Below are 22,777 nucleotides of genomic sequence, written 5' to 3'. Positions count from 1 at the left end.
TGTTGACACGCATTCTCGACGAGAGGATCGGGGCCCGCCCCGCATCACATGAACGGTAAGAAGCTCCTCCGGGCCCCCGGCCTGTGGATGATCGTGGCGCTCGGTGCTGCCCTGCTCTTCTACATGGCGAGCAACATCGGCGGGTACTCGCGCATCGACACGTCCCAGGCTGTGTCGCTCATCGACAGCGACAAGGTCGAAAGCGCCAAGGTGACGCCCGACAGCGTCAGCCTCACGCTGAAGCAGAAGCAGGACATCGGCAGCCTCAAGGGCGTCGAGCGGGTCGAGGCCGACTACGTCGACGCTCGTGGCGAGCAGATCGTCAACGCGCTCAACGCCCACCAGCCGCCCAAGGGCTTCACCGACGACCCGCAGCGCCAGGGCATCTTCGTCAGCCTGCTGATGAACCTGCTGCCCATCCTGCTGCTCGTCGGTCTGTTCTGGTTCTTCATGAGCCAGGCGCAGGGCGGCGGCTCCAAGGTGATGCAGTTCGGCAAGTCGAAGGCCAAGCTGCACAGCAAGGACATGCCGACGACGAAGTTCGCCGACGTCGCCGGTGCCGACGAGGCCGTCGAGGAACTCAAGGAGATCAAGGACTTCCTCGCCGACCCGGAGAAGTACGAGCGCATCGGCGCCAAGATTCCGCGCGGTGTGCTGCTCTACGGTCCTCCCGGAACGGGTAAGACGCTTCTCGCGCGCGCCGTTGCCGGTGAGGCCAACGTGCCGTTCTACACGATCTCCGGCTCCGACTTCGTCGAGATGTTCGTCGGTGTCGGTGCGAGCCGTGTGCGTGACCTGTTCACGCAGGCCAAGGAGAACTCGCCCGCGATCATCTTCGTCGACGAGATCGACGCCGTCGGTCGTCACCGTGGCGCCGGCCTCGGCGGTGGCCACGACGAGCGCGAGCAGACGCTCAACCAGCTCCTCGTCGAGATGGACGGCTTCGACGACCGCACGCGCGTCATCCTCATCGCCGCGACGAACCGCCCCGATATTCTCGACCCGGCGCTGCTGCGCCCGGGCCGCTTCGACCGTCAGATCGCCGTCGAGGCCCCCGACATGGGCGGGCGCCACCACATCCTGCAGGTGCACGCACAAGGCAAGCCGATGGCCAAGGACGTCGACCTCATGTCGGTCGCACGCCGTACGCCGGGCTTCTCCGGTGCGGAGCTCGAGAACGTGCTCAACGAGGCCGCGCTGCTCACGGCGCGCACGAACGGCACGATCATCACGAACGAGGCACTCGACGAGGCCATCGACCGCGTCATGGCCGGCCCGCAGAAGAAGTCGCGCCCGATGAGCGCCAAGGAGCGCAAGGTCACCGCGTACCACGAGGGTGGACATGCGCTCGTCGCTGCGGCGATGAACAACACCGACCCGGTCAGCAAGATCACGATCATGCCGCGTGGCCGCGCCCTCGGTTACACGATGGTGCTGCCCACCGACGACAAGTACTCGACGACGCGCAACGAGCTGCTCGACCAGCTCGCCTACGCACTCGGCGGTCGCGTCGCCGAGGAGATGGTCTTCCACGACCCGTCCACCGGTGCGAGCAACGACATCGAGAAGGCCACGAGCATTGCCCGCAAGATGGTCACGCAGTTCGGCATGAGCGAGAACGTCGGCGCGGTGCACCTCGGCAACTCCGGCGGTGAGGTCTTCCTCGGTCGCGACATGGGCGGCAACAACCGCGAGTACTCCGAGGACATCGCTTCGGTCATCGACCGTGAGGTCCGCAAGCTCATCGAGGCGGCGCACGACGAGGCGTGGCGCGCTCTGGGCAACAACCGCGACATCCTCGACGCGCTCGTACTCGAACTGCTCGAGAAGGAGACCCTCGAGGCCGAGCGTCTCGCCGAGATCTTCGCGAACGTCCGCAAGGAGCCGAAGCGCGACGTGTGGCTCTCGAGCGCCGACCGTCACGTGAGCACCCGTGGCCCGGTCATGACGCCTGCCGAGGAGCGTGCGCTCGCGGCGGGCAAGAACATCGACGACAACGAGCCCAAGGACGAGGTCACCCTCTACCCGCCGCAGCCGCCGGCCGGCCCCGGAACGCAGGGGCCCACGGACACGGATCCGGGTCTTGGCTGACACGAACGCCGTGCCGAGCGGCGAGGTCGACCTTCCGCGGATCGAGGCTGCGGTTCGGGAGATCCTCACCGCCGTCGGTGAGGACCCGGATCGTGAGGGTCTGCTCGACACCCCAGCCCGGGTGGCCCGAGCCTACGCGGAGACCTTCGTCGGCCTGCGTCAGACACCGGCCGACGTGCTCGACAAGACGTTCGACGTCGAACACGAGGAGCTCATCCTCGTGCGGGACATCGAGGTCTACTCCACGTGCGAGCACCACCTCGTGCCGTTCCACGGCGTCGCGCACGTCGGCTACATCCCGTCGGCCTCCGGGCGCGTGACGGGCTTGTCGAAGCTCGCGCGCCTCGTCGACGTGTACGCCAAGCGTCCGCAGGTGCAGGAGCGCCTCACGACGCAGATCGCGGACGCCCTCGTCGAGCACCTCGACGCGCAGGGCGTCATCGTCGTCATCGAGGCCGAGCACCTGTGCATGTCGATGCGCGGCATCCGTAAGCCGGGTGCGCGCACCATCACGTCCGCGGTGCGCGGGCAGCTGCGCAACACGGCCACGCGCGCTGAGGCAATGAGCCTCCTCATGGGCAAGTGACGACGATGTCCTCGTTGCCACGACCGGGTGCGTCCGGGCGCCCGCTCGTCATGGGTGTCGTCAACGTGACGCCCGATTCGTTCAGCGACGGCGGGCGCTGGTTCGACACCGCGGCCGCCGTGGCGCACGGGCAGGAACTGCTCGAGCAGGGCGCGGACATCCTTGATGTCGGCGGTGAGTCGACGCGCCCCGGCGCGAAGCGCCCCGACGAGGACGAGGAACTGCGCCGGGTCGTTCCCGTCGTGCGTGAACTGGCCGCCGCGGGCGCGTGCGTCAGCGTCGACACGATGCGCGCGAGTGTGGCGGAGGCCGCCGTGGAGGCGGGTGCCGCCGTCATCAACGACGTGAGCGGGGCCCTGGCCGACGCCGCGATGCCGAGTGTGGCCGTGCAGGCCGGGGCGGCGTTCGTCGCGATGCACTGGCGGGGGCACTCGGTCGACATGCAGCAGCGCACCGTCTACGCCGACATCGTCGCCGACGTCGTCGCGGAGCTGACAACGAGCGTCGAGACGCTGCTCGACGCAGGGGTGGCCCGCGAGAAGCTCGTCGTCGATCCCGGTTTCGGGTTCGCGAAGACGGGCGAGCAGAACTGGGAGCTGCTCTCGCGCATGGGGGAGTTCGACGTACTCGGCCTGCCGGTGCTGTGGGGCACGTCGCGCAAGACGTTCCTCGGACGTGTCGGGCGCTCGCTGGCGCTGGTGACTGAGGACGGCGCCGTCCAGCCTGCGGAGCGTGACGCCGCGACGGCCGCGACCAGCCTGCTGGCAGCCCAGCACGGCGCGTGGGGTGTGCGCGTCCATGACGTTCCCTCGACGCTCGCCGCCCTCGACGTCGCGGTCGCGGCAGGGCAGATTGGCGTTCTGGGCCGCTCGTCGAGCCGCGGCTCAGCGCGATCACTGGCATGACGAAGACGCACGGAAGGTAGGGCGATGAGCGACACGATCACACTCACGGGGCTCGCGATCAGCGCACGCCACGGCGTGCTCGACTTCGAGAAGCAGATCCCGCAGCCGTTCGTCGTCGACCTTTCGCTCGAAGCCGACTTGGCGCCCGCGGGGCGTAGCGACGACCTCACCGCCTCGCTGTCGTACGCCGACGTCGCGGCGCGCGTCGTCGAGGTAGCCAGCGGAGAGCCCGTCGACCTCATCGAAACTCTCGCCGAGCGCATCGCCGACGCCTGCCTCGAGTGGGCGTTCGTCGAGGCCGTGGGCGTGACGGTGCGCAAGCCGCACGCGCCCGCTGGGGTGCCCTTCACGCCGACGACGGGCGTCATGGCCGGGCCCGCTGTGTCGGTGCGCCGCGAGCGACGTCGTGCGGTCGTCATTGCGATGGGAACGAACCTCGGGCGTCGGGTGGCGACCATGCGTTCTGCGCTGGAATCGCTGCGCGCTCTCGACGGTCTCGACGTCGTGCACGTGTCGCCGCTCGTCGAGACCGACCCGGTCGGTGGCGTCGAGCAGCCTGACTATCTCAACGCCGTCGTCGTCGGTTTCACGCGCCTCACGGGGGAGCACCTGCTGGCCGAACTGCATCGCATCGAGGCCGAACACGGCCGTCGTCGCGACGTGCGCTGGGGCGCGCGCACCCTCGACCTCGACGTCATTGCCTTGGGCGCGCCGGGGGAGTCGGACGAGGTGCGTGCCGGTGGCGAGCGTGACGGTGTGACGGCCGGCGTCGCGGAGGCGTCGAAGTCGCCGCTGGCGTTGCCGCATCCGCGAGCCCACGAGCGGGCGTTCGTCGTCGTGCCGTGGTGGCAGGCGGCGCCGTGGATGACGCTGCGGACTCCCGAGGGTGTTGTCGCGCTCGACGACCACGTGCGCGCGCTCGACGTCGCGGGGGTACGTCGCGGCCCGGCGTGGGACGCCGAGGAGTACCTCGACCTCGAAGGAGGCCTTCGATGAAGCCGCTTGCACCGCGCTCCGCGCTGATCGCGGGCGTCGTCGTCACGGCGGTGACGGCGCTCGCCATGCAGCTCGTGCGCTACGGCGGGAACGCGCTGCCGCAGCACAGCTGGTGGGAGATGCTGCTCGTCGTCGCGCTCTCGGGGGCGCTCGTGGCGGGCGGGTGGCGCGTGCGCGACCAGGTGCGCACACGGACGAAGGCAAAGCGCGAGGCCGACGCCCGACTTCGCGCGGGCCAGGATGAAGCACTGGCCCGCAGCGCTGCGGCTGGCGTCATGCAGGGCCACGAGGGGCTGAGCGCCGACACGGCGCGTCGCGTCGTCGTGTTCTCGCAGGCGGCGGCAATCGGTGGTGCGGTGCTCACGGGCTGGTACGCGGGGCAGGCCGTCACCCAGCTCGCGCGCCTCAGCGTGCCCTCGGTCCGTTCGGCCGTGCTGCTGCTCGGGGTGCTCGTCGTCAGCTCCGTCGTGCTTAGCGTGCTGGGGTTCGTCGTGCAGCGCTGGTGCACGATTCCCGACGACGAACGCTGACGCGTCGGCCATCCTTGCCGGTGGGGTTGGTGGGCGGCTGCACGCGTCGACCGTGAACCGCGCAGGTGGTCAAGAGTTCGCGGCCGCTTCACAGCCGGCCGCATGACGATGGGGCCCGTTCGTGGTGAACGAGCCCCATCGTCATGCGGGGCGCAGGCGCTGAGGCCCGTCGGCCAGCGTCAGTTTTCTCGACGTCCGGCGAACGCCGCGCCACCGATGGCGACGAGACCCGCCGCAGCGAGGCCGATGCCGGCGAGGTTCATCGAGTCGTGACCGACGTAGTCGGTGTCGACCTTGGGGCCCTGACCGCCGCCCGTCGTGTGCGACGGCGACGGCATCGCCGTGGAGCTGGCCGTGCTCGTGGACGGCGCCGTCGGGTCGGTGCTCGTCGTGGGGCTCGTCGACGTCGTGGACGAGGTCGACGTCGTCGGCGACGTGCTCGTCGTCGGGCTGGTGGGCTCCGTGGTCGGGCTCGTGGGTTCCGTGGACGTGGTGGGCGACGTGGTCGGGCTCGTGGGTTCCGTGGACGTGGTGGGCGACGTGGTCGGGCTCGTGGGTTCCGTGGACGTGGTGGGCGACGTCGTGGGGCTCGTGGGTTCCGTCGACGTGGTGGGCGACGTCGTCGGGCTGGTGGGCTCCGTGGTCGGGCTGGTGGGCTCCGTGGTCGGGCTCGTCGGCGTGGTCGAGGTCGAAGGGGCCGAAGCCGTCACCGTGATGGAGTCGACGACCTTCGTGCCGCTCTTGTAGGTGCAGGCGCTGTCGAGGGACGCAGTTGTTCCGTCCGCCTTGGTGCCCGTGAACGTGGACGTGAACGTGTCAGGCGCCGAGATCGTGTACGTACCGGCGTTCTTCGGCGTCATCGTTGTGTCGGGCGAGCCTGCCAGGGGCAGCACGAGATGGCCGTCGGGCCCGAAACCGCCGTAGGTGCCGTCGTTGACCCAGCCGTTGTTGAAGATGTGCGTCTTCGCGGTCGTCAGCTGCACGTCCTGCGTGGTCGTGCCGTCGGGGCCCGCGATCGTCACCGTGTTGGGCGTGGACCCGCTGACGTAGTTCCAGCCGAGGAAACCGGCCATCGCGTTGCCGAGGTCGCCCGGCAGCGTGATCTGGCCCGTGACCTTCGAGACGGTGATGGGCGAACCGATGGTGCCGCTCGTTGGAGCGTTGGTGTCGATGGCGACGGTGACGTCCTTGTCGCCGACGGCCGTGTTGCACGTGTAGACGAGTTCCGTGGCCGCGCTGGCGCTCGGCGCCATGGCTGCGACACCGATGAGGGAGGCGCCGCCGACGAGGCTGAGAGCGCCGAGCGATGCAAGACCGCGGCGGGTGCGAGAGGCGGGGCGAACTGAGTGCTTGCTCATGGAAAACAACTCCTGAGGGTCGAAACAGGGGGTCGACGGGCGCAAGCCCTACCTGAGCGTAACCCCATGTGACGTGACGCGCATCGCTTTTGCAGCGGTCCACCTACGGAAGCGTAGGTTTTCTCGGTGCGCGAGACGAGGGCCGCGCGAACCGGCGTGGCTCGGACGAACGATGGGGCGGTGTTGCTGCCTGGCGCTCAGGCCGGGCCCGTACCGTGCGCAAGGGCTGCATCTACTTGTCTATATCTGATTGACAAGTAGAAGCACCCCGCCCCCGGCACAAGCCCTCCGCAAGCTCCGGGCCCGTACCGTGCGCAAGGGCTGCATCTACTTGTCCATATCTGATTGACAAATGAGACCCACCCCGCTGCGCCGAGGCCGGCATGCTCCGCAAGCTCAGCACGTCGGCCTCAGCTCCGCTCGGCGGGACTCATTTGTCTATATCCCCGACCACAAAGAACATCGACCCCAAGATCGCCACCATGTCGGCCAAGAGTTGTCCCCTCATCACCTCGCCGAGGCACGCCATGTTGTTGAACGACGCCGAACGCAACTTCAACCGCCACGGCGTCTTCTCACCCCGCGACACGATGTAATACCCGTTGAAACCGAGCGGGTTCTCCGTCGCCGCGTAGCCCGAACCCTCGGGCACCTTGAGCACCTTCGGCAGCTTCACGTTCACCGGGCCCTGTGGCAGCGACCGCAGCTTCTCGATGCACGCATCCGCGAGGTCGAGCGAGACGTGCGTCTGGTCGAGCAGCACCTCGAGTCGCGCCAAGGAATCGCCCTCCGGGCGCGTGATGACGCGGCCCGGGGCGCCCGGGGAGAACAACTCGCCGTAGGCGAGGTAGGGGTCGTCGCGGCGCAGGTCGACGTCGACACCCGCGGCGCGCGCGATCGGCCCCGAGATGCCGTACTGCTCCACCATCGCCGGCGTGATGACGCCGACGCCCTTCGTCCGGGCGTTGAGGATCGGGTTGCCGACGATGAAGCTCTCGATCTCCGGCATGCGACGGCGCACCGTCGCGACGGCCTCGGCGGCACGGTCGAGCCAACCTGCGGGGATGTCGTCGCGCAGCCCGCCGATGCGGTTGAACATGTAGTGCAGGCGGCCGCCGGCGATCTCCTCCATGACGGCCTGCAGTTCCTCGCGCTCGCGGAACACGTAGAACATCGGCGTGATAGCGCCGAGCTCCAACGGGTACGAGCCGAGGAACATGAGGTGGTTGAGCACCCGGTTCAGTTCGGAGAGCAACGTGCGCGTCCACGTCGCGCGCTCGGGCACCTCCATGCCGAGTGCCCGCTCGACCGCGAGGCACACGCCGATCTCGCTGCTGAACGCCGAAAGCCAGTCGTGACGGTTCGCCAGCACGAGGATCTGCCGGTAGTCGCGCACCTCGAACAGCTTCTCCGCGCCGCGGTGCATGTACCCGACGATTGGTTCGCACTTCGTGATGCGCTCGCCGTCGAGGGTGATGCGCAGGCGCAGGACGCCGTGCGTGGCCGGGTGCTGCGGGCCGATGTTGAGCACCATGTCCGACGTAGCGAGACCCCCGGCTCCCATGCCGACCGTCAGTTCGCGCGCGCTCGTAGACATGCGGTCAAGTCTGCCAAAGCGGGACGGCAGTCGTCGGGCGCGCCACGCGCCGGACGGCGAGCGGTCGCCGAGGCGGGCGGTGCGTCGGCGGCGCAGGGGAACCAGGTGCGCTGACGCCGCCCTCGCACGAAGAGTTCTACACCCCGGGCGTTGAGGTGCGCGCGGGGCGTCCTGTCCCTTGTGTCCTCATGTCTCGCCCCGTAACGACGAAGGTGCGCACGGTGCTCACCTTCGAGCCGATCAGGAGCGGGCGGCCTCGCGCAGAGCGGTGGCGCCGCCGGCGTGCTCGTCATCGACGACGGGCGCCTGGGCTTCGTCGAGCCAGCGCGTCACCTCTTCGTCGTGCTCGGCGGCGACGACCGGTCCGAAGGCCTCGGCGTGACGCGACTCGTCGACGCGCACGAGCACCACGCCGCCGACGATGAACAGTCCGCCGACGGCCTGCACGAGCGTCGGCACCTCGCCGACGATCATCCACGCGAACGCGACGGCGAACAGCACCTCGAGCAGCGAGATGAACGACGCGACCGTGGAACCGAGCACGCGTGCGGCGTAGATGCCGGTCGCGTAGGCGATCGCCGCCGCGATGACGGCGAGGCCGAGCACCGGAACCCAGAACGGCACGTGGCTGCCGGCGAAGGCGACGTCCTGCGTGCTCACCGCGGTAGGCAGTGCCTGCGCGGCGCAGATCGCGAGCAGGATGAGGGCGCCGACGACCATCCCGCCACCGGCGAGCGCGATCGAGGGGAGGCTCGACTGGTCGTCACTGGCGATGATGAAGTACACGACGAGGCACAGCGCCGCGCCGAGCGCCCACGCGACGCCGACGAGGTCGACGGTGAACCCGTTGAACACGTCGAGGACGAAGAGCAATCCGACGACCGCCGCGAGCATTCCTGCCACGGTGAGGCGACGCGGGGTGCGGCCGTAGCGGGCCCACGCCCAACCGACGAGCAGCACCGGCGCGAGGTACTCGATGAGCAGCGCCACGCCGACGCTGACGTGGGTCACGGCGTTGAAGTAGAAGAGCTGGCAGCCCGCGACGCCGAAGATGCCGTAGAGGACGATCGGCTTCCAGTTCTCCGCCACCGTGTGCCAACGACCGCGCAGGGCGAGCGCCGTCGGAACGGCGAGCACGAACGCTGCGATGGTGATGCGGGCGGCGACTGCCGTCACCGGCGTCCAGCCGGAACCGAGCAGCGCCTTGGCGAAGGAACCCGACGTTCCGAACGCCGCACACGAGACAATGGCGACGATGAGTCCCATGCTCGTATGTGACATCGCACCTTCGCGTCGGCCGAACCGCTTGCGGGTCGGAACGGGAACGGGGTGGATGTCGTGCGCGACCTGGGTGGGAGCCATGGGAACACCTCCAACTCTCGTGTAAGTGGTAAAAAGTACGGTGAGTGGTTACATTAAGTCGTCACGAGGTCAGGAGTCAAAATGGCGTTTGGTCATGACACGGAGGATTCGCTGCTCTCCGCGGCGGCCCTCGTCAACACGTTGACTCCGGAGGACTCGCTCGAAAACGTCGGGGATCTCGACGAATTCGTGCGCAGCTGGGCCTACACGGGTGCTCACACGCACACCCGAGCGGAGCTCGACGAGGTGCGTGCGCTGCGTCCCCGCTTCCTCGAAGCGTGGTCGATGTCACGTGACGACCTCGTCACGTTCGTCAACGACGTGCTCCTCCAGAACGAGGCCCTGCCGCAGCTCGTGCGCCACGACGGGTGGGATTATCACCTCCACGCGACGCCGTCCGACGCGCCGCTCGCGAGCCGCATCGCGGTGGAATCGGTCATGGCGTTCATCGACGTCATCCGCGCCGACGAACTCGAACGACTCAAGATGTGCGCCGGCGACTGCGGGGGAGTGCTCGTGGATCTGTCGAAGAACCGCTCACGCCGATACTGCGATCGCGGCTGCGGCAACAGGGCCAACGTCGCGGCCTACCGTGCGCGCAAGGCTGCGGCGGCCGAAACCGACTGAAGCCGGCCGAAGGTCAGCGGATCTCGCGTACCCACCAGAAGAACGCGCCCAAACCGTCGGGGCTGACGGCGGCCGCCAGCGCCGAACGTACCGCCAGCCGTTGCAGGTAGGCCGGGGGGGCGGTGTGCGCCAGATCGAGCGGCACCGGCTCGAGGGGCTCCTCCCCGAACAGATCGAGCATGACGGCGCGCTGCGTCGTCACGTGATCGGCGTCGAGGGAATCGACGGCCACGTGGGCCGTGACGTCGCACGAACCGTCCGGGATCGGAGTGCACTCGGCGCCTTCGCGGAACCCGGTGAGTGTGCCGAGCGGTGGCCGCGTCGCTCTCGTGTGGCCGTAGTCCACACCGACGAGAACGCTGCCCGGCGTGGCGTGGCGTGACACGTTCTCGATCAGGTACGACCACGCGCGGTCACGGGTGAGGCCGACCTCGACGCGCTCGCCGGGGAGGTGGGTCTCGGCAGCGTCGGGGCCGGGAGACGACGTGGCGTCCGAAGTATAGTGCTGAGGCCGCCACCAGCGTCGGACCCAGTCGAGCTCGGGCTCGGTGAGCGGCTCGCCGACTGACTCAGTGCCGTCGTGTGCGACGAGAACGCTGCGCAGGACGCCGTCGTCGTCCGCTTCGGCGACCGTGCACGGCACGACGTCGAGCCACTCGTGAGCGACGACGAGCGCGCGGCGTCCGTCGAGGAAATCGAAGTCGGGAACGGCGGCCGCACCCGGTGACTGCACCCACGCGATGCGGTCGCTCACGGCGTCCGGCCGAGCGACGACATCGACGCCGATGAGCTCGAGCGACGGGTCAGCGAACCGTGCGAGAGCCTCGAGGAGTTCACAGCGCCCGCATGCGAAGTCCACGACGACCTCGGCGTCGCAGCGCTCGGCGTAGGCGAGCACCGCCTGAGCCAGCACATCGGCGACGCCGGGAATGCCCTGCGCCGAGGTGGCGAAGTGGCCCGCCGGCCCCTCGTCGCGTCGATAGAAACCGGCTTCGCCGTAGAGCGCATCGTGCCAGGCGTCGAACCAGGGCCGGGGGTGGGTGCTCACGCTCCCATTGTCGCGATGTTTCCTCAAGAACGCGGCACCCGTGCCGCGGCGCCCGCTCATCATCGGGAGAATGGGCGGATGCCGATCATCGATGTTGACGAGTTCGTGAGCCGCACATCGCGCGAACCGGCCCGCCGCGTTCTCGTCGCGGGCACTTCCGGCTCCGGGAAGACAACCCTCGCCGCCCGCATCGGCGACGCGCTCGGCATCGAACACGTCGAGATCGACGCTCTCTTCCACGGCCCGAACTGGACCCCACGCGCCACCTTCCTCGACGACGTCGAGCGCTTCAGCGCAGGCGCGGCCTGGGTCACCGAATGGCAGTACAGCCAGGTACGCCCGCTCCTCGCGCAGCGCGCCGACCTCGTCGTCTGGCTCGACCTGCCGCGCCACGTCGTCATGCGACAGGTCGTCGCGCGCACGGTGCGACGGCGTCGGCACCGCGAGGAGCTGTGGAACGGCAACGTCGAAGCCCCCCTGCATGAGGTTTTCACCGACCCCGAGCACATCGTCCGGTGGGCCTGGGCGACGTACGACCGCAACCGCAGCCGCGTCCAGGAGATGGCGAGAGCGCGCCCCGGCCTCCCGATCGTCAGGGTGCAGAACCGCACGGACGCCGCCCGCCTCGTCGACGCGTTGTGATGTTGCCTGCGTAACGAGGCGCCGGTGCCGCGGCGCCCGGTCAACATCGGGGATGCGGATCGCAGGTAGCGTGGGGCGAGTGAGTGAAATGGGCCCGCCGAGCCTTCGCGTCGGCGTCATCGGTGCCGGACGCGTCGGTGCCGTCCTCGCTGCCGCGTTGCGCAAGGCCGGGCACGAGGTCGTCGCGGCGTCCGGCGTCAGCGACGCGAGCCGTGAGCGCGCCGAGGCGCTGCTGCCCGGCGTGCCGCTCCTCCAGCCACAGGAGGTCGCCCAGCGTGCCGACCTGCTCCTGCTCACCGTCCCCGACGACGAACTGGCACCGCTCGTCGCGGGACTCGACTTCCCGGGCGCCCTCGGCGCCCGCATCGTCGTTCACACGAGCGGTGCGCAGGGCCTGGCCGTGCTCTCCCCGGTCGTCGAGGCCGGCGGCGTGCCCCTCGCCATCCACCCGGCGATGACGTTCAGCGGCACCGACGCCGACCTGCCGCGCCTCTCCGGATGCCCCTTCGCCGTCACGGCGATGCCCGACCACCGCATGGTCGCGGACGCCCTCGTCCTCGACATCGGCGGGGAGCCGTTCACCCTCGACGAGGCCGACCGCACGCAGTACCACGCAGCGCTCGCACACGGCTCGAACCACCTCGTCACCCTCGTCGCGCAGGCCGCCGAACTGTTGCGCCGCATCGACGTCGACGACCCCGGACGCCTCCTGCGGCCGCTACTCGAAGCCGCCCTCGACAACGCCCTCGAGCGTGGCGACAAGGCCCTCACCGGCCCCGTCGCCCGTGGCGATGCGGGCACGCTGACGCGTCACCTCGCGATGCTCGACGCCCTCGCAGCCGACGGTGTCGCCGGCGACATCCCGCCCACCTACCGCGCCCTCGCGCTCGCCACGGCCCGCCGTGCGGGATCGCGCGGGGCGCTCACCCCGATCCAGATCGACGCCGTCCTCGGCGTCCTCGACCCGCCCGGTGTCGCGGGCCCCTCCGACACCACCGAACCGCCAGCACCAGGAGAACCCCGATGAGCGCACCCGTCGTCGCCCACACCCGAGCCGAGTTCGCCGACGCCCGAGCGAAGCTCGACGGCAGCGTCGCCGTCGTCATGACAATGGGCGCCCTCCACGAGGGCCACGCCACCCTCATCCGTGAAGCACGCGCCGCCAACGACAACGTCATCGTGACGATCTTCCTCAACCCGCTGCAGTTCGCCGCTGGTGAGGACCTGTCTCGTTACCCGCGCACGCTCACGAGCGACCTCGAGATCTGCGAGCGAGAGGGCGCTGACCTCGTGTTCGCCCCCAGCCCCGACGTCGTCTACCCCGACGGCGAGCCCGGCGTCCGCATCTCCGCCGGCCCGCTCGGCACCGTTCTTGAGGGCGCATCGCGCCCCGGTCACTTCGACGGCATGCTCACCGTCGTCAACAAGTTGCTCAACATCGTCGGCCCGACCCGCGCCTACTACGGGCAGAAGGACGCGCAGCAGCTCCTGCTCATCAAGCGCATGGCGCGCGACCTCGACATGCCCGTCGAGATCGTCGGCGTCCCGACGGTGCGCGAGCACGACGGCCTCGCCCTCTCCAGCCGCAACGTCTACCTCAGTGAGCACGACCGCGAGGTGGCCCTGTGCCTGTCGAAGGCACTCAAGGCCGGGGAAGCTGCACGCAACTCCGGCCCGGCCGCCGTTCGGCGTGCGGCCCGTGAGGTGCTCGTGCGTGAGCCGCTCGCGCTCGTCGACTATCTCGTGCTCGTCGACCCGGTGACGCTCGAACAGGTGCCCGAGTACTTCCGCGGAGAGGCACTGCTCGCCGTGGCCGCGAAGGTGGGGACGACGCGCCTCATCGACAACATCCCGCTGGTCATCGGCGGCGATCGCTGACGTGGGCGCCCGCCTCGGAGCGGGCATCCGTAGAATGAAGGCTCCGAGCGCCGCGCTCGGATTCGACGAAAGGACGTGAAGTCGTGGACACCCTGTGGCCGGCCATTCAGACGCTCGTGCCGTCCATCGGCATCCTCGGTCTCTTCTACGTCATCATGCGCCACATCATGGAGGGCGACCGCCGCGAGCGCATCGCCCAGCAGCAGTGGGAACGTGATCACGACCTTGCCAAGGGCACCGTCGCGCCGAAGGAAGCAGACGCAGTTCTGCAGAATGCGCACCTTCCCAAGTCGGCACCTGGAACGATGGATAGCCGAATTGATCGCTCGGTCGATCGTGATAATTAGATTTTCGTATTTCTTGACCCTTTCGTTAGGCTTGCCTTGTTGAAGTGACCGAGCGCAGTGCTCGGCTCAATGAAATGGCCTGAAGGGGTGCACAACATGGCGCAGCGTGTACACGTGACGCTTGAGGACGACATCGACGGTTCAGAGGCCGCGGAGACCATTCAATTCGGTCTCGACGGCGTCAGCTACGAGATCGACCTCTCTGACGCGAACGCCGCGCAGTTGCGCGACTCGCTCTCGAAGTGGGTCGGGCACGCGCGTCGTGTCGGTGGCCGCAAGCAGCAGGCTCGCACGACGTCAGCTCGTAACGATCTGAACGAGATTCGCGAGTGGGGTCGTGCGAACGGTTACAAGGTCAGCGACCGTGGTCGCGTTTCGGCCGACGTTCTCAAGGCGTTCGACGCCGCCAAGGGCTGAACTGAACTCGGTGAACAAACCAAAGGGCTCGTCATTTCATCCAATGACCGACCATTTGGTTTGTTTTATCCTCTTTTCAGGATGTTCATGGGATCCTCCGAATGCATTCTGTGATCGAGCACCTCGTCGAGATCGATCTGTTCCAGAGTTCCGGGGCTGTCCGCCGCGTTGCTGATCTCGTCCCACGTGCGCGGCAGCGCAACGAAGGGCCGGTTCCTTCCGCGCAGTGACCACGGCGTGATGGTCGTCTTCGCCGCCACGTTCTGCGACCAATCGATGAATACCTTTCCCGGGCGTAGGGATTTGGTCATCTTGGCCGTCACGAGATCAGGTTCGAGCTCGGTGAGTTTTTCCGCGACGACGCGGGCGAACTCGCGGGCCTCGTCGCTCGAGCGTTTCCCGTCGAGGGCCGCGTAGACCTGCATCCCCTTGCTGCCCGAGGTGACGGGTACGCAGGCCCACCCGAGGGAATCGAGCAGGTCCTTCATGACGAGGGCCACGCGCGCGCACTCGTCGAGGCCCGCGGGTGCGCCGGGGTCGAGGTCGAGCACGAGGCGATCGGGAGCCCGGCGCTCGCCGTTCTCCCAGCGCCACTGCGGCGTGTGGAACTCGAGCGACGCGAGATTGGCGAAGTAGGTGAGTGCCGCCGTCGAGTCGACGAAGGGGTAGCGCACGCCGTCGATGTCGTGCGCCGTCAGCCACGTGGGTGCGCCGCCGGGCACGTTCTTCTCGAAGAAGTTGAGGTCGCCCACGCCGTGGGGGAAGCGGACGCGCGTCACGGGGCGCCCGGCCATCTGCGGCAACAGGCGCGGTGCGACAGCCGCGTAGTAGTGGAGCACCTCGCCCTTCGTCGTCTCGGTGGCGGGGTAGAGGAGCTTGTCGAGATTCGTCAGCTTCAGGCGCCGCCCGTCGACCTCGGCGACGGTGACCGTCGGTTCGTCAGCCACGCGCACCTCCGATGTCGAGGCGCAGACCCTTGTAGGACGGCTGACGAAGGCGCCCGCCGGCGCTGCGGCCGAGGTGGGTGACGTCGACCGTGATCTCCGGGCGCACCCAGTGCGTGCCCTCGAGGTCCTCGGGCGGCAGGTCGTCGGCGGTGAAGGGGCACTGTGGCATCGGCGTGAGCCTCTCGAGCAACGCCCGACCGCTGGAGGCGGAGAAGCCGGTCCCCACGCGGCCGCGGTAGCGCAGGCCGTCGTCGGTCACCTCGCCGACGAGGATCGCACCGACCTGCGCGAGCGAACCCGCGACCGGCCGCCAGCCTCCGACGACGAAGGTGTCAGCCTGGCGATGGACGCTCTTGAGCCACTCCTCGCTGCGCACGCCGGGTCGGTACGGAGCGTCGACGCGCTTGCTCACGATGCCTTCCACGCCCTGTTCGAGCGTCGCGGCGAAAAGGGCCGCGCCGTCCTCGTACGCCTCCGGCACCTCGACGGCGACGCCGTCAGCCACGCCCGCCCCCTCGAGCAGGGCGCGCCGGGCGCTCCACGGCATCGTGACGACGTCGTGGCCGGCGGCGCGCAGGACGTCGAAGGCCATGAATCGCACGGGGGTTCGGGCCATGCGCCGGGCGTCCTCGGGCGAGGTTGCCGACATTCGCGAGCGGCCACCCCCGGGAGCGAGCCGGTGCATCACCGTGCGGAAGTCGGGTGCCCCGTCGACGAGGGCGACGATCTCGCCGTCGAGCACGATGTCGTCGAAGTCGGCGAGGTGCGAGCCGGTGATCTCGGGGAAGCGAGCCGTGGCGTCGGCGCCGGACCGGGTGGCGATGCTCACCTCGCCGCCGCTCACCGTGACGATGGCGCGGATGCCGTCCCACTTCACCTCGTGGCGCCACGACGGCCCCGTCGGCGGCGCTGCTGCGGGTGAGGCGAGCATGGGGCGCATAGGCTCACCCTAGACGCGGTGTGCGGGCCACACGCAGCCCGCGAGGAAAGGACGCCATGCGAGCCATCTGGAAGGGCGCGGTCAGCTTCGGCCTCGTCAACGTGCCGGTGCGGTTGTACTCCGCCACCGAGAACCACGACGTTCAGTTCCGTCAGGTCCACGCCGAGGACGGCGGGCGCATCAAGTACCAGCGGGTGTGCAGTCTCGACGGCGAGAAGGTGGCCTACAGCGACATCGCGAAGGGCTACGAGACCGACGAGGGTCAGATGGTCGTGCTCACCGACGCCGACCTCGCCGAGCTGCCCCTGTCGACGAGCAAGGAGATCGCAGTCGACCGCTTCGTGCCGGCCGAGCAGATCAGCCCGCTCGTGCTCGACAAGGTCTACTACCTCGAACCCGACAAGGCCGCGATCAAGCCGTACGCCCTTCTGCGCAGCGCGCTCGAGGAGAGCGGTCGCGTCGCCGTCGTGACGGTGGCCATCCGCACGCGCGTGACCGTGGCGGTGTTGCGCGTTCACGAGGACACCCTCGTGCTGCAGACGCTGTTGTGGCCCGACGAGGTGCGCGAGCCCGACTTCGCGGTGCTCGCCGAGAAGAGCGAGGTCACCGACGCCGAGCAGGCGATGGCCGCGATGCTGGTCGAATCGCTCTCGGGTGACTTCGACCCGAGCGCCTACGAGGACGAGTACGAGCAGGCCGTCAAGCAGCTCGTCGAGGCCAAGCTCGCCGGGGGAGAGGTCCACGAGCCCGAGGCCGAGAAGGAGGAGAGCGCCGAGGTCGTCGATCTTCTCGCGGCTCTGCAGGCCAGCGTCGACCGGGCGAAGAAGGCGCGCGGCGAAGCGGTCTGACGCTGCGGCTCGCCGGTCGCGACTCCGCTACTCGACCGGGCGCAACACCCCGTCGGCGAGCATCTGGACGAGGGTCTCCTGCACGAGGGCCGTGGCGTCCGGGTGGTCGCCGAGCTCCGCGACGCACTGCGCCGTGAGCTGCTCGAGGTCGCGCGGCTCGGCGCTCGCGTCCCACACGAGTGTCGCGAGCCCCGACATCCGCACCGGCGCCGCGCCGAGCAGAACGATGGCCTCCATGACCTCGTCGTCGACGAGGGCGTCGACGAAACGTGCGCGCTCGACCTCGAGGCCCTCCGCCACTCGATCGGGGTCGACGGGAAACTGCTCCGGCGGAAGGTAGGGCGAGGTGTCACCCCACGCGCCGGGCACGTGGCGCCAGAACGGCTCCAGCGGTTCGAGCGCGAGGGCCCTCCGCAGGAGGTGCTCGGTCTCGGCGATTTCGCGGTAGTGCATCTCGTGGATGCCCCCACCCCCCTGGGCGAGCCGCGCGAGGACGTCGAGCGAACCGGGAATCTCCGGCATGGCCGACGACTGAGGGAGAACCTGAGCGAGGCCGTCGAAGAGATGAATGTGCTCCAGGCGGGCGACGTCCCCCGACGCCTCCTCGCCACGCTCGCGGACGAGAACGACGAGCGGTCCGAGCGTCAGCGGCCCGGCCGGCGGGAACGCGAGCCCCACCTCGCCAGGGTCGTGCTGTGTCTTCTCGTACGGCTTGCTGGGGTCGATGACGACCGACAGCGGCTTCGGGTAGGGCATGACCGTGCGGGCCTCGCCGATGATGAGCGACTCGTCGCTGACGTAGCCGTAGCCGCGGGAGCAGAAGTGGCGGGTGGCCGTCGTCTTACCCGTACCTGATGCGGCGACGAACCCGGCGACTCGGCCGGTCTCCGGCTCCGCGACGCCGCCGGCGTGCAGCATGACGAACTGGGCTGCGCGGCGTCCGATTGCCTCGCGGGTGATGCTCGTCGTGAGGTTGTAGTCGGCGATGTGGTCGTCCGATTCGCCGTCGGCGCCGCGCGTGACGGTGAGGGGCTCGTCGTTGAGCTCGGGCGCGCCCGGCAGCGGCGCGATGTCGCGCTGGGCAGGCGAATCGGGCAGACACCACGCCCACTGCGAACGGATCGACTCCGCTCGCTCCGCGGGCACGTCGACATCGACGTCGAGGCCGAAGACACGGAGGCGGAGCGTGACGGTTTGCACGTCGGCCAGCGTAGCGACGAGGCGAGCCGCGACCCGGTTGGTTTCACGCATCAAACCCACGCAGGACATCGGGCTCGGTTCCGCCCACGGCGAACGCGTGCCACTTCCGGCGTCGATGCGGAACAGGATGACGGATCGAGGCGTTGGCAACGTCAAAGCCCGGCGAGCCTCGAACGCGCGAAACGTGCGATCTCGGCGCTCCCGGCTAGCATCGAGTGAGATCTCGGCATCGAGGAGATGACATGTTCGAACGGTTTACCGACCGTGCCCGCCGTGTGGTGGTGCTCGCGCAGGAGGAAGCGCGCATGCTCAACCACAACTACATCGGCACGGAGCACATCCTCCTGGGCCTCATCCACGAAGGCGAAGGCGTTGCCGCCAAGGCGCTCGAGTCGCTCGGCATCTCCTTGGACGCCGTGCGTGAACAGGTTCAGGAGATCATCGGCCAGGGGCAGCAGACGCAGTCCGGCCACATTCCCTTCACGCCCCGCGCGAAGAAGGTTCTCGAGCTCTCCCTGCGTGAGGGGCTGCAGCTCGGCCACAGCTACATCGGCACCGAGCACATCCTGCTCGGCCTCATCCGCGAGGGTGAGGGCGTTGCCGCGCAGGTCCTCGTCAAGCTCGGCGCAGACCTGTCGACGGTGCGTACCACCGTTATCCAGCTCCTTTCGGGCTACCAGGGCAAGGGTGAGCCGGCCGGTGCCGGCGTCGGCGCGTCGTCGTCCGGCCCGGCCGAGGGCACGCCCGCGGGTTCGACGGTGCTCGACCAGTTCGGTCGCAACCTGACGCAGGCCGCCCGCGAGGGCAAGCTCGACCCGGTCATCGGGCGCGAGAAGGAAATCGAGCGCGTCATGCAGGTGCTGTCGCGGCGTACGAAGAACAACCCGGTGCTCATCGGTGAGCCCGGTGTCGGTAAGACGGCCGTCGTCGAGGGCCTGTCCGCCGCGATCGTCGCGGGCGACGTGCCCGAGACGCTCAAGGACAAGCACGTCTACTCGCTCGACCTCGGCTCGCTCGTCGCCGGTTCCCGCTACCGCGGTGACTTCGAGGAGCGCCTCAAGAAGGTGCTCAAGGAGATCCGCACGCGCGGCGACATCATCCTGTTCATCGACGAGATCCACTCGCTCGTCGGTGCAGGTGCCGCCGAGGGGGCGATCGACGCCGCGTCGATCCTCAAGCCGATGCTCGCCCGCGGTGAGCTGCAGACGGTCGGTGCTACGACGCTCGACGAGTACCGCAAGCACATCGAGAAGGACGCGGCGCTCGAGCGTCGTTTCCAGCCGATCCAGGTCAACGAGCCGTCGATCCCGCACGCGATCGAGATCCTCAAGGGTCTGCGTGACCGCTACGAGGCGCACCACCGCGTGACGATCACCGACTCCGCGCTCGTCGGCGCCGTCAACATGGCCGACCGCTACATCACCGACCGGTACCTGCCGGACAAGGCGATCGACCTCATCGACGAGGCCGGCGCTCGCCTGCGCATTCGTCGCATGACGGCTCCGCCGGAGCTGCGCGAGTTCGACGAGAAGATCGCGCACGTGCGTCGCGAGAAGGAATCGGCCATCGACGGCCAGGACTTCGAGAAGGCGGCCTCCCTGCGCGACGACGAGCGCAAGCTCGTCGAGGAGAAGGAAGCCAAGGAGAAGGCCTGGAAGGCCGGCGACCAGGACGTCGCGGCCGTGCTCGACGAGGAGCTCGTCGCCGAGGTTCTCGCCGCGTCCACCGGCATCCCGGTGTTCAAGCTGACCGAGGAGGAGTCCTCGCGACTGCTGCGCATGGAGGACGAGCTGCACAAGCGCGTCATCGGCAACGACGACGCCATCAAGGCGCTGTCGCAGGCCATCCGTCGTACGCGTGCGGGCCTCAAGGACCCGCGTCGTCCCGGTGGTTCGTTCATCTTCGCCGGCCCGACCGGTGTGGGTAAGACCGAGCTCGCCAAGTCGCTCGCCGAGTTCCTCTTCGGTGACGAGGACGCGCTCATCACGCTCGACATGTCCGAGTACGCGGAGAAGCACACCGTCTCGCGTCTGTTCGGTTCGCCCCCCGGCTACGTCGGGTACGAAGAGGGCGGCCAGCTGACGGAGAAGGTGCGTCGCAAGCCGTTCTCGGTCGTCCTGTTCGACGAGGTGGAGAAGGCTCACGCCGACATCTTCAACTCGCTGCTGCAGATCCTGGAGGACGGTCGCCTGACCGACAGCCAGGGCCGTGTCGTGGACTTCAAGAACACCGTCATCATCATGACGACGAACCTGGGTACCCGCGACATCGCGAAGGGCGTCACGCTCGGCTTCGCAGCCGGCAACGACCAGCGCAGCAACTACGACCGGATGAAGGCGAAGGTCTCGGAGGAGCTCAAGCAGCACTTCCGCCCCGAGTTCCTCAACCGCGTGGACGACACGATCGTGTTCCCGCAGCTGTCGCAGGAGGAGATCGTGCAGATCGTCGACCTCATGGTCGCGAAGCTGGACGAGCGCCTCAAGGACCAGGACATGGCGATCGAGCTCACGCAGACCGCCAAGAACCTGCTCGCCAAGCGCGGCTACGACCCGGCTCTCGGTGCTCGTCCGCTGCGTCGCACGATCCAGCGCGAGATCGAGGACCAGCTGTCGGAGAAGATCCTCTTCGGCGAGCTGTCCAAGGGCGACCTCGTGCTCGTGGACGCCGACGGTGAGGGCAAGGACGCGAAGTTCACGTTCTCCGGCACGCCGAAGGCGCTCTCGGAGCACACGCGAGCATCCGACCAGGTCGACACCGACATGAAGGGCGCTGTTCCGTCGTCGGACGACCTGTCCGGTCCGATGGACTTCGGCGGCCCGGTCGGTGGCAACACCGGCGGCGGCGAGGGCACGGCCACGGCCTGACGCTCTCGCTGAGCTGACAACGAAGCGGCGGCCCGCTTCCCTTCGGGGAGGCGGGCCGCCGCTTCGCCGTGTGCTGGGGGCGCTCTCAGCTGGACTGTTGTGGCTGCAGGCGCGTCATGACGTCACGGATGACGGGGGTGTCGATGCCGTGACGCTCCCCGGCGCGCAGGAGGGCGCCGCCGATGGCGTCGATCTCCGTCGGACGGCCGGCTTCGGCGTCGCGCAGCATCGAGGACTTCGCGGCGTCTCCGAGCGCGTCCGCCAGCTGTCGGGCTCGTTCGTCGAAGCGGGCGCCGCACTCGGCGGAGCTCACGAGGGCGGCTTCGTCGATCATGGAGTCGAGCTCGTCGGCGTGCTTGGTGCGCACGACGCCGATGGGTGCGCGGTTCACCGTCGTCGACAGGGCGAACGGGCCGAGGAAGGAGAGCTTGGCCCAGAGCATCTGCGCCTCGTCGTCGAGGACGCGAACGCCGAGACCGATCGCACTTAGTGTGGCGGCGGCTTGGTCGAGGCGGGCCCGGTCGGTGGTCGAGCTCGCCAGGTCGATGTCGGCGAACGAACTGGCGTGCTCCACGATGCCCGGCCGCGGGCGCGTGGCCTCCACGCGGATGACCCCGCCCGTCACCTGCTCGGGGGAGTAGCGCTCGCGCAGGAGCGTCATGTGGTCGACGCCGTTGAGCAGCGGGACGATGAGCGCGCCACCGATGGCGTCGGGGTCGAGGCGATCGAGCGCCGCCTCGAGGCTCGTGGCCTTGACGGTGACGAAGACGAGGCCGGCGGGCTCACGCAGCGTCGTGTCGGCTTCGACCGGCGCGGTGAAGTCGCCGAACTGTGCACTGCTGACGGTGATGCCGTCGCGGCGCAGAACGTCCACCGTCGACTCGGACGCGAGGCACGTGACGCGGTGCCCGGCGCGCGAGGCGAGGGCCGCGATGAGGCCACCGACACCGCCGGGGCCGAGGACGACGATGTGCTGGGGTGAGTTCTCCACGGGGTGCCTGGCGCTTTCCGACTCGGGGGCGTGAGTCTCTCGATCCAATCACGGCGAACCCCGCGTTCGGCGGCGTCGTAGGCTGAAGGAATGACCTCCCCGCAGTTGCGCAGCGCCCGCACGCCCGATGTGCGGGGCATTCGGACGCTCGTGGGGCCGTACGTCGAGTCGAAGGCCATCGTCGACAAGCCCGTCGTGTCGTACTTCGAGTCGCTGTCGGAGTTCGTCGTCGTCGAGCTGGACGGCGAGATCGTCGGCTGCGGCGCCCTGCACGTCATCTGGGAGAACGTGGCGGAGGTTCGCACGCTCGCGGTGTCACCGACGGTCAAGGGCCGTGGCATCGGCTCGATGATTCTCGACGAGCTCGTGCGCCGCGCCCGCGCCGTCGGCGTGAGCCGCGTGTTCTGCCTGACGTTCGAGACGGCCTTCTTCGGTCGCCACGGTTTCGTCGAGATCGAGGGCGCGCCCGTCACGCGCGAGGTGTACGCGGAGTTGCTGCAGTCATACGACGAAGGTGTCGCCGAGTTCCTCGACCTCGATCGGGTGAAGCCGAACACGCTCGGCAACACGAGGATGCTGCTGCAGCTGTGAGGGGTGTGTCCT

Annotated in this window: 22 protein-coding genes; 14 read left to right on the top strand and 8 right to left on the bottom strand. The window is 68.8% G+C overall.

All coding sequences use genetic code 11. The annotated features are described in order from the left end of the window. The first annotated feature begins 48 nt into the window (after positions 1-48). From ftsH to AA983_RS14960, 5 genes are read left to right on the top strand one after another with little or no spacing between them, the layout of a single operon-like run. Entirely contained in the window at positions 49-2,091 is a 2,043-nt protein-coding gene (gene ftsH, locus AA983_RS11930) for an ATP-dependent zinc metalloprotease FtsH (protein ID WP_047312467.1), read from the top strand. Then, positions 2,084-2,677, top strand: a complete 594-nt coding sequence (gene folE, locus AA983_RS11925) for a GTP cyclohydrolase I FolE (protein WP_082128885.1) — start codon at positions 2,084-2,086, stop codon at positions 2,675-2,677. Before ftsH ends, folE begins: the two co-directional genes overlap by 8 nt. Before the next feature lie 5 nt (positions 2,678-2,682). Next, positions 2,683-3,582 (top strand): dihydropteroate synthase, encoded by a 900-nt coding sequence (gene folP, locus AA983_RS11920; protein ID WP_047312624.1) that lies wholly within the window; start codon positions 2,683-2,685, stop codon positions 3,580-3,582. 24 nt (positions 3,583-3,606) lie between these two features. Next, positions 3,607-4,578: a 2-amino-4-hydroxy-6-hydroxymethyldihydropteridine diphosphokinase gene (gene folK, locus AA983_RS11915; RefSeq protein ID WP_047312466.1), complete on the top strand. Its 972-nt coding sequence runs from the start codon at positions 3,607-3,609 to the stop codon at positions 4,576-4,578. Further along, positions 4,575-5,108 carry a DUF3180 domain-containing protein gene (locus tag AA983_RS14960; protein ID WP_052947097.1) on the top strand — a complete coding sequence of 178 codons (534 nt, stop codon included), beginning with the start codon at positions 4,575-4,577 and terminating at the stop codon, positions 5,106-5,108. Before folK ends, AA983_RS14960 begins: the two co-directional genes overlap by 4 nt. Before the next feature lie 179 nt (positions 5,109-5,287). Here the strand turns inward: AA983_RS14960 and AA983_RS14955 are convergent, their stop codons facing one another. The 3 genes from AA983_RS14955 to AA983_RS11895 all read right to left on the bottom strand — a co-directional run bounded on the left by AA983_RS14955 (position 5,288) and on the right by AA983_RS11895 (position 9,425). Further along, positions 5,288-6,466 carry a DUF6801 domain-containing protein gene (locus AA983_RS14955; RefSeq protein WP_052947096.1) on the bottom strand — a complete coding sequence of 393 codons (1,179 nt, stop codon included), beginning with the start codon at positions 6,464-6,466 and terminating at the stop codon, positions 5,288-5,290. A gap of 430 nt (positions 6,467-6,896) precedes the next feature. Next, positions 6,897-8,063, bottom strand: a complete 1,167-nt coding sequence (locus AA983_RS11900; RefSeq protein ID WP_047312465.1) for an NADH-quinone oxidoreductase subunit D — start codon at positions 8,061-8,063, stop codon at positions 6,897-6,899. A gap of 240 nt (positions 8,064-8,303) precedes the next feature. Next, a complete protein-coding gene (locus AA983_RS11895; protein ID WP_052947095.1) occupies positions 8,304-9,425 on the bottom strand; it encodes a DMT family transporter in 1,122 nt (373 codons plus the stop codon). An 81-nt stretch (positions 9,426-9,506) separates the two neighbouring features. On the opposite strand from AA983_RS11895, the gene AA983_RS11890 reads away from it, so the two are divergent. Beyond that, positions 9,507-10,052, top strand: coding sequence for a CGNR zinc finger domain-containing protein (locus tag AA983_RS11890; protein ID WP_047312464.1), 546 nt, complete (start codon positions 9,507-9,509; stop codon positions 10,050-10,052). A 13-nt stretch (positions 10,053-10,065) separates the two neighbouring features. Here the strand turns inward: AA983_RS11890 and AA983_RS11885 are convergent, their stop codons facing one another. Next, a complete protein-coding gene (locus AA983_RS11885) occupies positions 10,066-11,100 on the bottom strand; it encodes an SAM-dependent methyltransferase (protein WP_047312463.1) in 1,035 nt (344 codons plus the stop codon). A gap of 78 nt (positions 11,101-11,178) precedes the next feature. Here AA983_RS11885 and AA983_RS11880 point away from each other — a divergent pair, with 78 nt between their 5' ends. From AA983_RS11880 to AA983_RS11860, 5 genes are all read left to right on the top strand, one after another. After that, the gene (locus tag AA983_RS11880; protein ID WP_047312462.1) at positions 11,179-11,742 is read left to right on the top strand and encodes an AAA family ATPase; all 564 of its coding nucleotides are present in this window, start codon (positions 11,179-11,181) and stop codon (positions 11,740-11,742) included. A gap of 88 nt (positions 11,743-11,830) precedes the next feature. Beyond that, positions 11,831-12,769 (top strand): Rossmann-like and DUF2520 domain-containing protein, encoded by a 939-nt coding sequence (locus AA983_RS11875; RefSeq protein WP_082128884.1) that lies wholly within the window; start codon positions 11,831-11,833, stop codon positions 12,767-12,769. Continuing rightward, positions 12,766-13,620 (top strand): pantoate--beta-alanine ligase, encoded by an 855-nt coding sequence (gene panC / locus AA983_RS11870; protein ID WP_047312460.1) that lies wholly within the window; start codon positions 12,766-12,768, stop codon positions 13,618-13,620. The genes AA983_RS11875 and panC overlap by 4 nt, the downstream gene beginning before the upstream one ends. 83 nt (positions 13,621-13,703) lie before the next feature. Further along, on the top strand, positions 13,704-13,967 hold the full coding sequence (locus AA983_RS11865) for a hypothetical protein (protein WP_047312459.1): 264 nt from the start codon (positions 13,704-13,706) through the stop codon (positions 13,965-13,967). Positions 13,968-14,063: 96 nt separating this feature from the next. Continuing rightward, complete coding sequence (locus AA983_RS11860; RefSeq protein WP_047312620.1) at positions 14,064-14,384, top strand: Lsr2 family protein; 321 nt, start codon at positions 14,064-14,066, stop codon at positions 14,382-14,384. A 65-nt stretch (positions 14,385-14,449) separates the two neighbouring features. Here the strand turns inward: AA983_RS11860 and ligD (AA983_RS11855) are convergent, their stop codons facing one another. Together ligD (AA983_RS11855) and ligD (AA983_RS11850) are read right to left on the bottom strand one after the other, a co-directional pair. Next, complete coding sequence (ligD, locus tag AA983_RS11855; RefSeq protein ID WP_047312619.1) at positions 14,450-15,331, bottom strand: non-homologous end-joining DNA ligase; 882 nt, start codon at positions 15,329-15,331, stop codon at positions 14,450-14,452. After that, entirely contained in the window at positions 15,324-16,271 is a 948-nt protein-coding gene (ligD, locus tag AA983_RS11850) for a non-homologous end-joining DNA ligase (RefSeq protein ID WP_047312458.1), read from the bottom strand. Before ligD (AA983_RS11850) ends, ligD (AA983_RS11855) begins: the two co-directional genes overlap by 8 nt. A 56-nt stretch (positions 16,272-16,327) precedes the next feature. Here ligD (AA983_RS11850) and AA983_RS11845 point away from each other — a divergent pair, with 56 nt between their 5' ends. Continuing rightward, positions 16,328-17,119, top strand: coding sequence for a Ku protein (locus tag AA983_RS11845; protein WP_047312457.1), 792 nt, complete (start codon positions 16,328-16,330; stop codon positions 17,117-17,119). 27 nt (positions 17,120-17,146) lie between these two features. Here AA983_RS11845 and AA983_RS14950 read toward each other — a convergent pair whose 3' ends face one another. Next, positions 17,147-18,319: a hypothetical protein gene (locus tag AA983_RS14950; protein WP_129664970.1), complete on the bottom strand. Its 1,173-nt coding sequence runs from the start codon at positions 18,317-18,319 to the stop codon at positions 17,147-17,149. A gap of 242 nt (positions 18,320-18,561) precedes the next feature. Between AA983_RS14950 and AA983_RS11835 the strand changes: the two genes are divergently transcribed. After that, a complete protein-coding gene (locus AA983_RS11835; RefSeq protein WP_047312456.1) occupies positions 18,562-21,183 on the top strand; it encodes an ATP-dependent Clp protease ATP-binding subunit in 2,622 nt (873 codons plus the stop codon). Between the two features lie 85 nt (positions 21,184-21,268). Here the strand turns inward: AA983_RS11835 and AA983_RS11830 are convergent, their stop codons facing one another. Then, a complete protein-coding gene (locus AA983_RS11830; protein ID WP_047312455.1) occupies positions 21,269-22,174 on the bottom strand; it encodes a ketopantoate reductase family protein in 906 nt (301 codons plus the stop codon). Between the two features lie 90 nt (positions 22,175-22,264). Between AA983_RS11830 and AA983_RS11825 the strand changes: the two genes are divergently transcribed. After that, entirely contained in the window at positions 22,265-22,765 is a 501-nt protein-coding gene (locus tag AA983_RS11825; protein ID WP_047312454.1) for an amino-acid N-acetyltransferase, read from the top strand. Positions 22,766-22,777 lie beyond the last annotated feature (12 nt).

This window comes from Dermacoccus sp. PE3 (genome assembly GCF_001021715.1).
GTDB lineage: Bacteria > Actinomycetota > Actinomycetes > Actinomycetales > Dermatophilaceae > Dermacoccus > Dermacoccus abyssi.
This window is presented reverse-complemented; position numbering and strand designations above follow the sequence as displayed.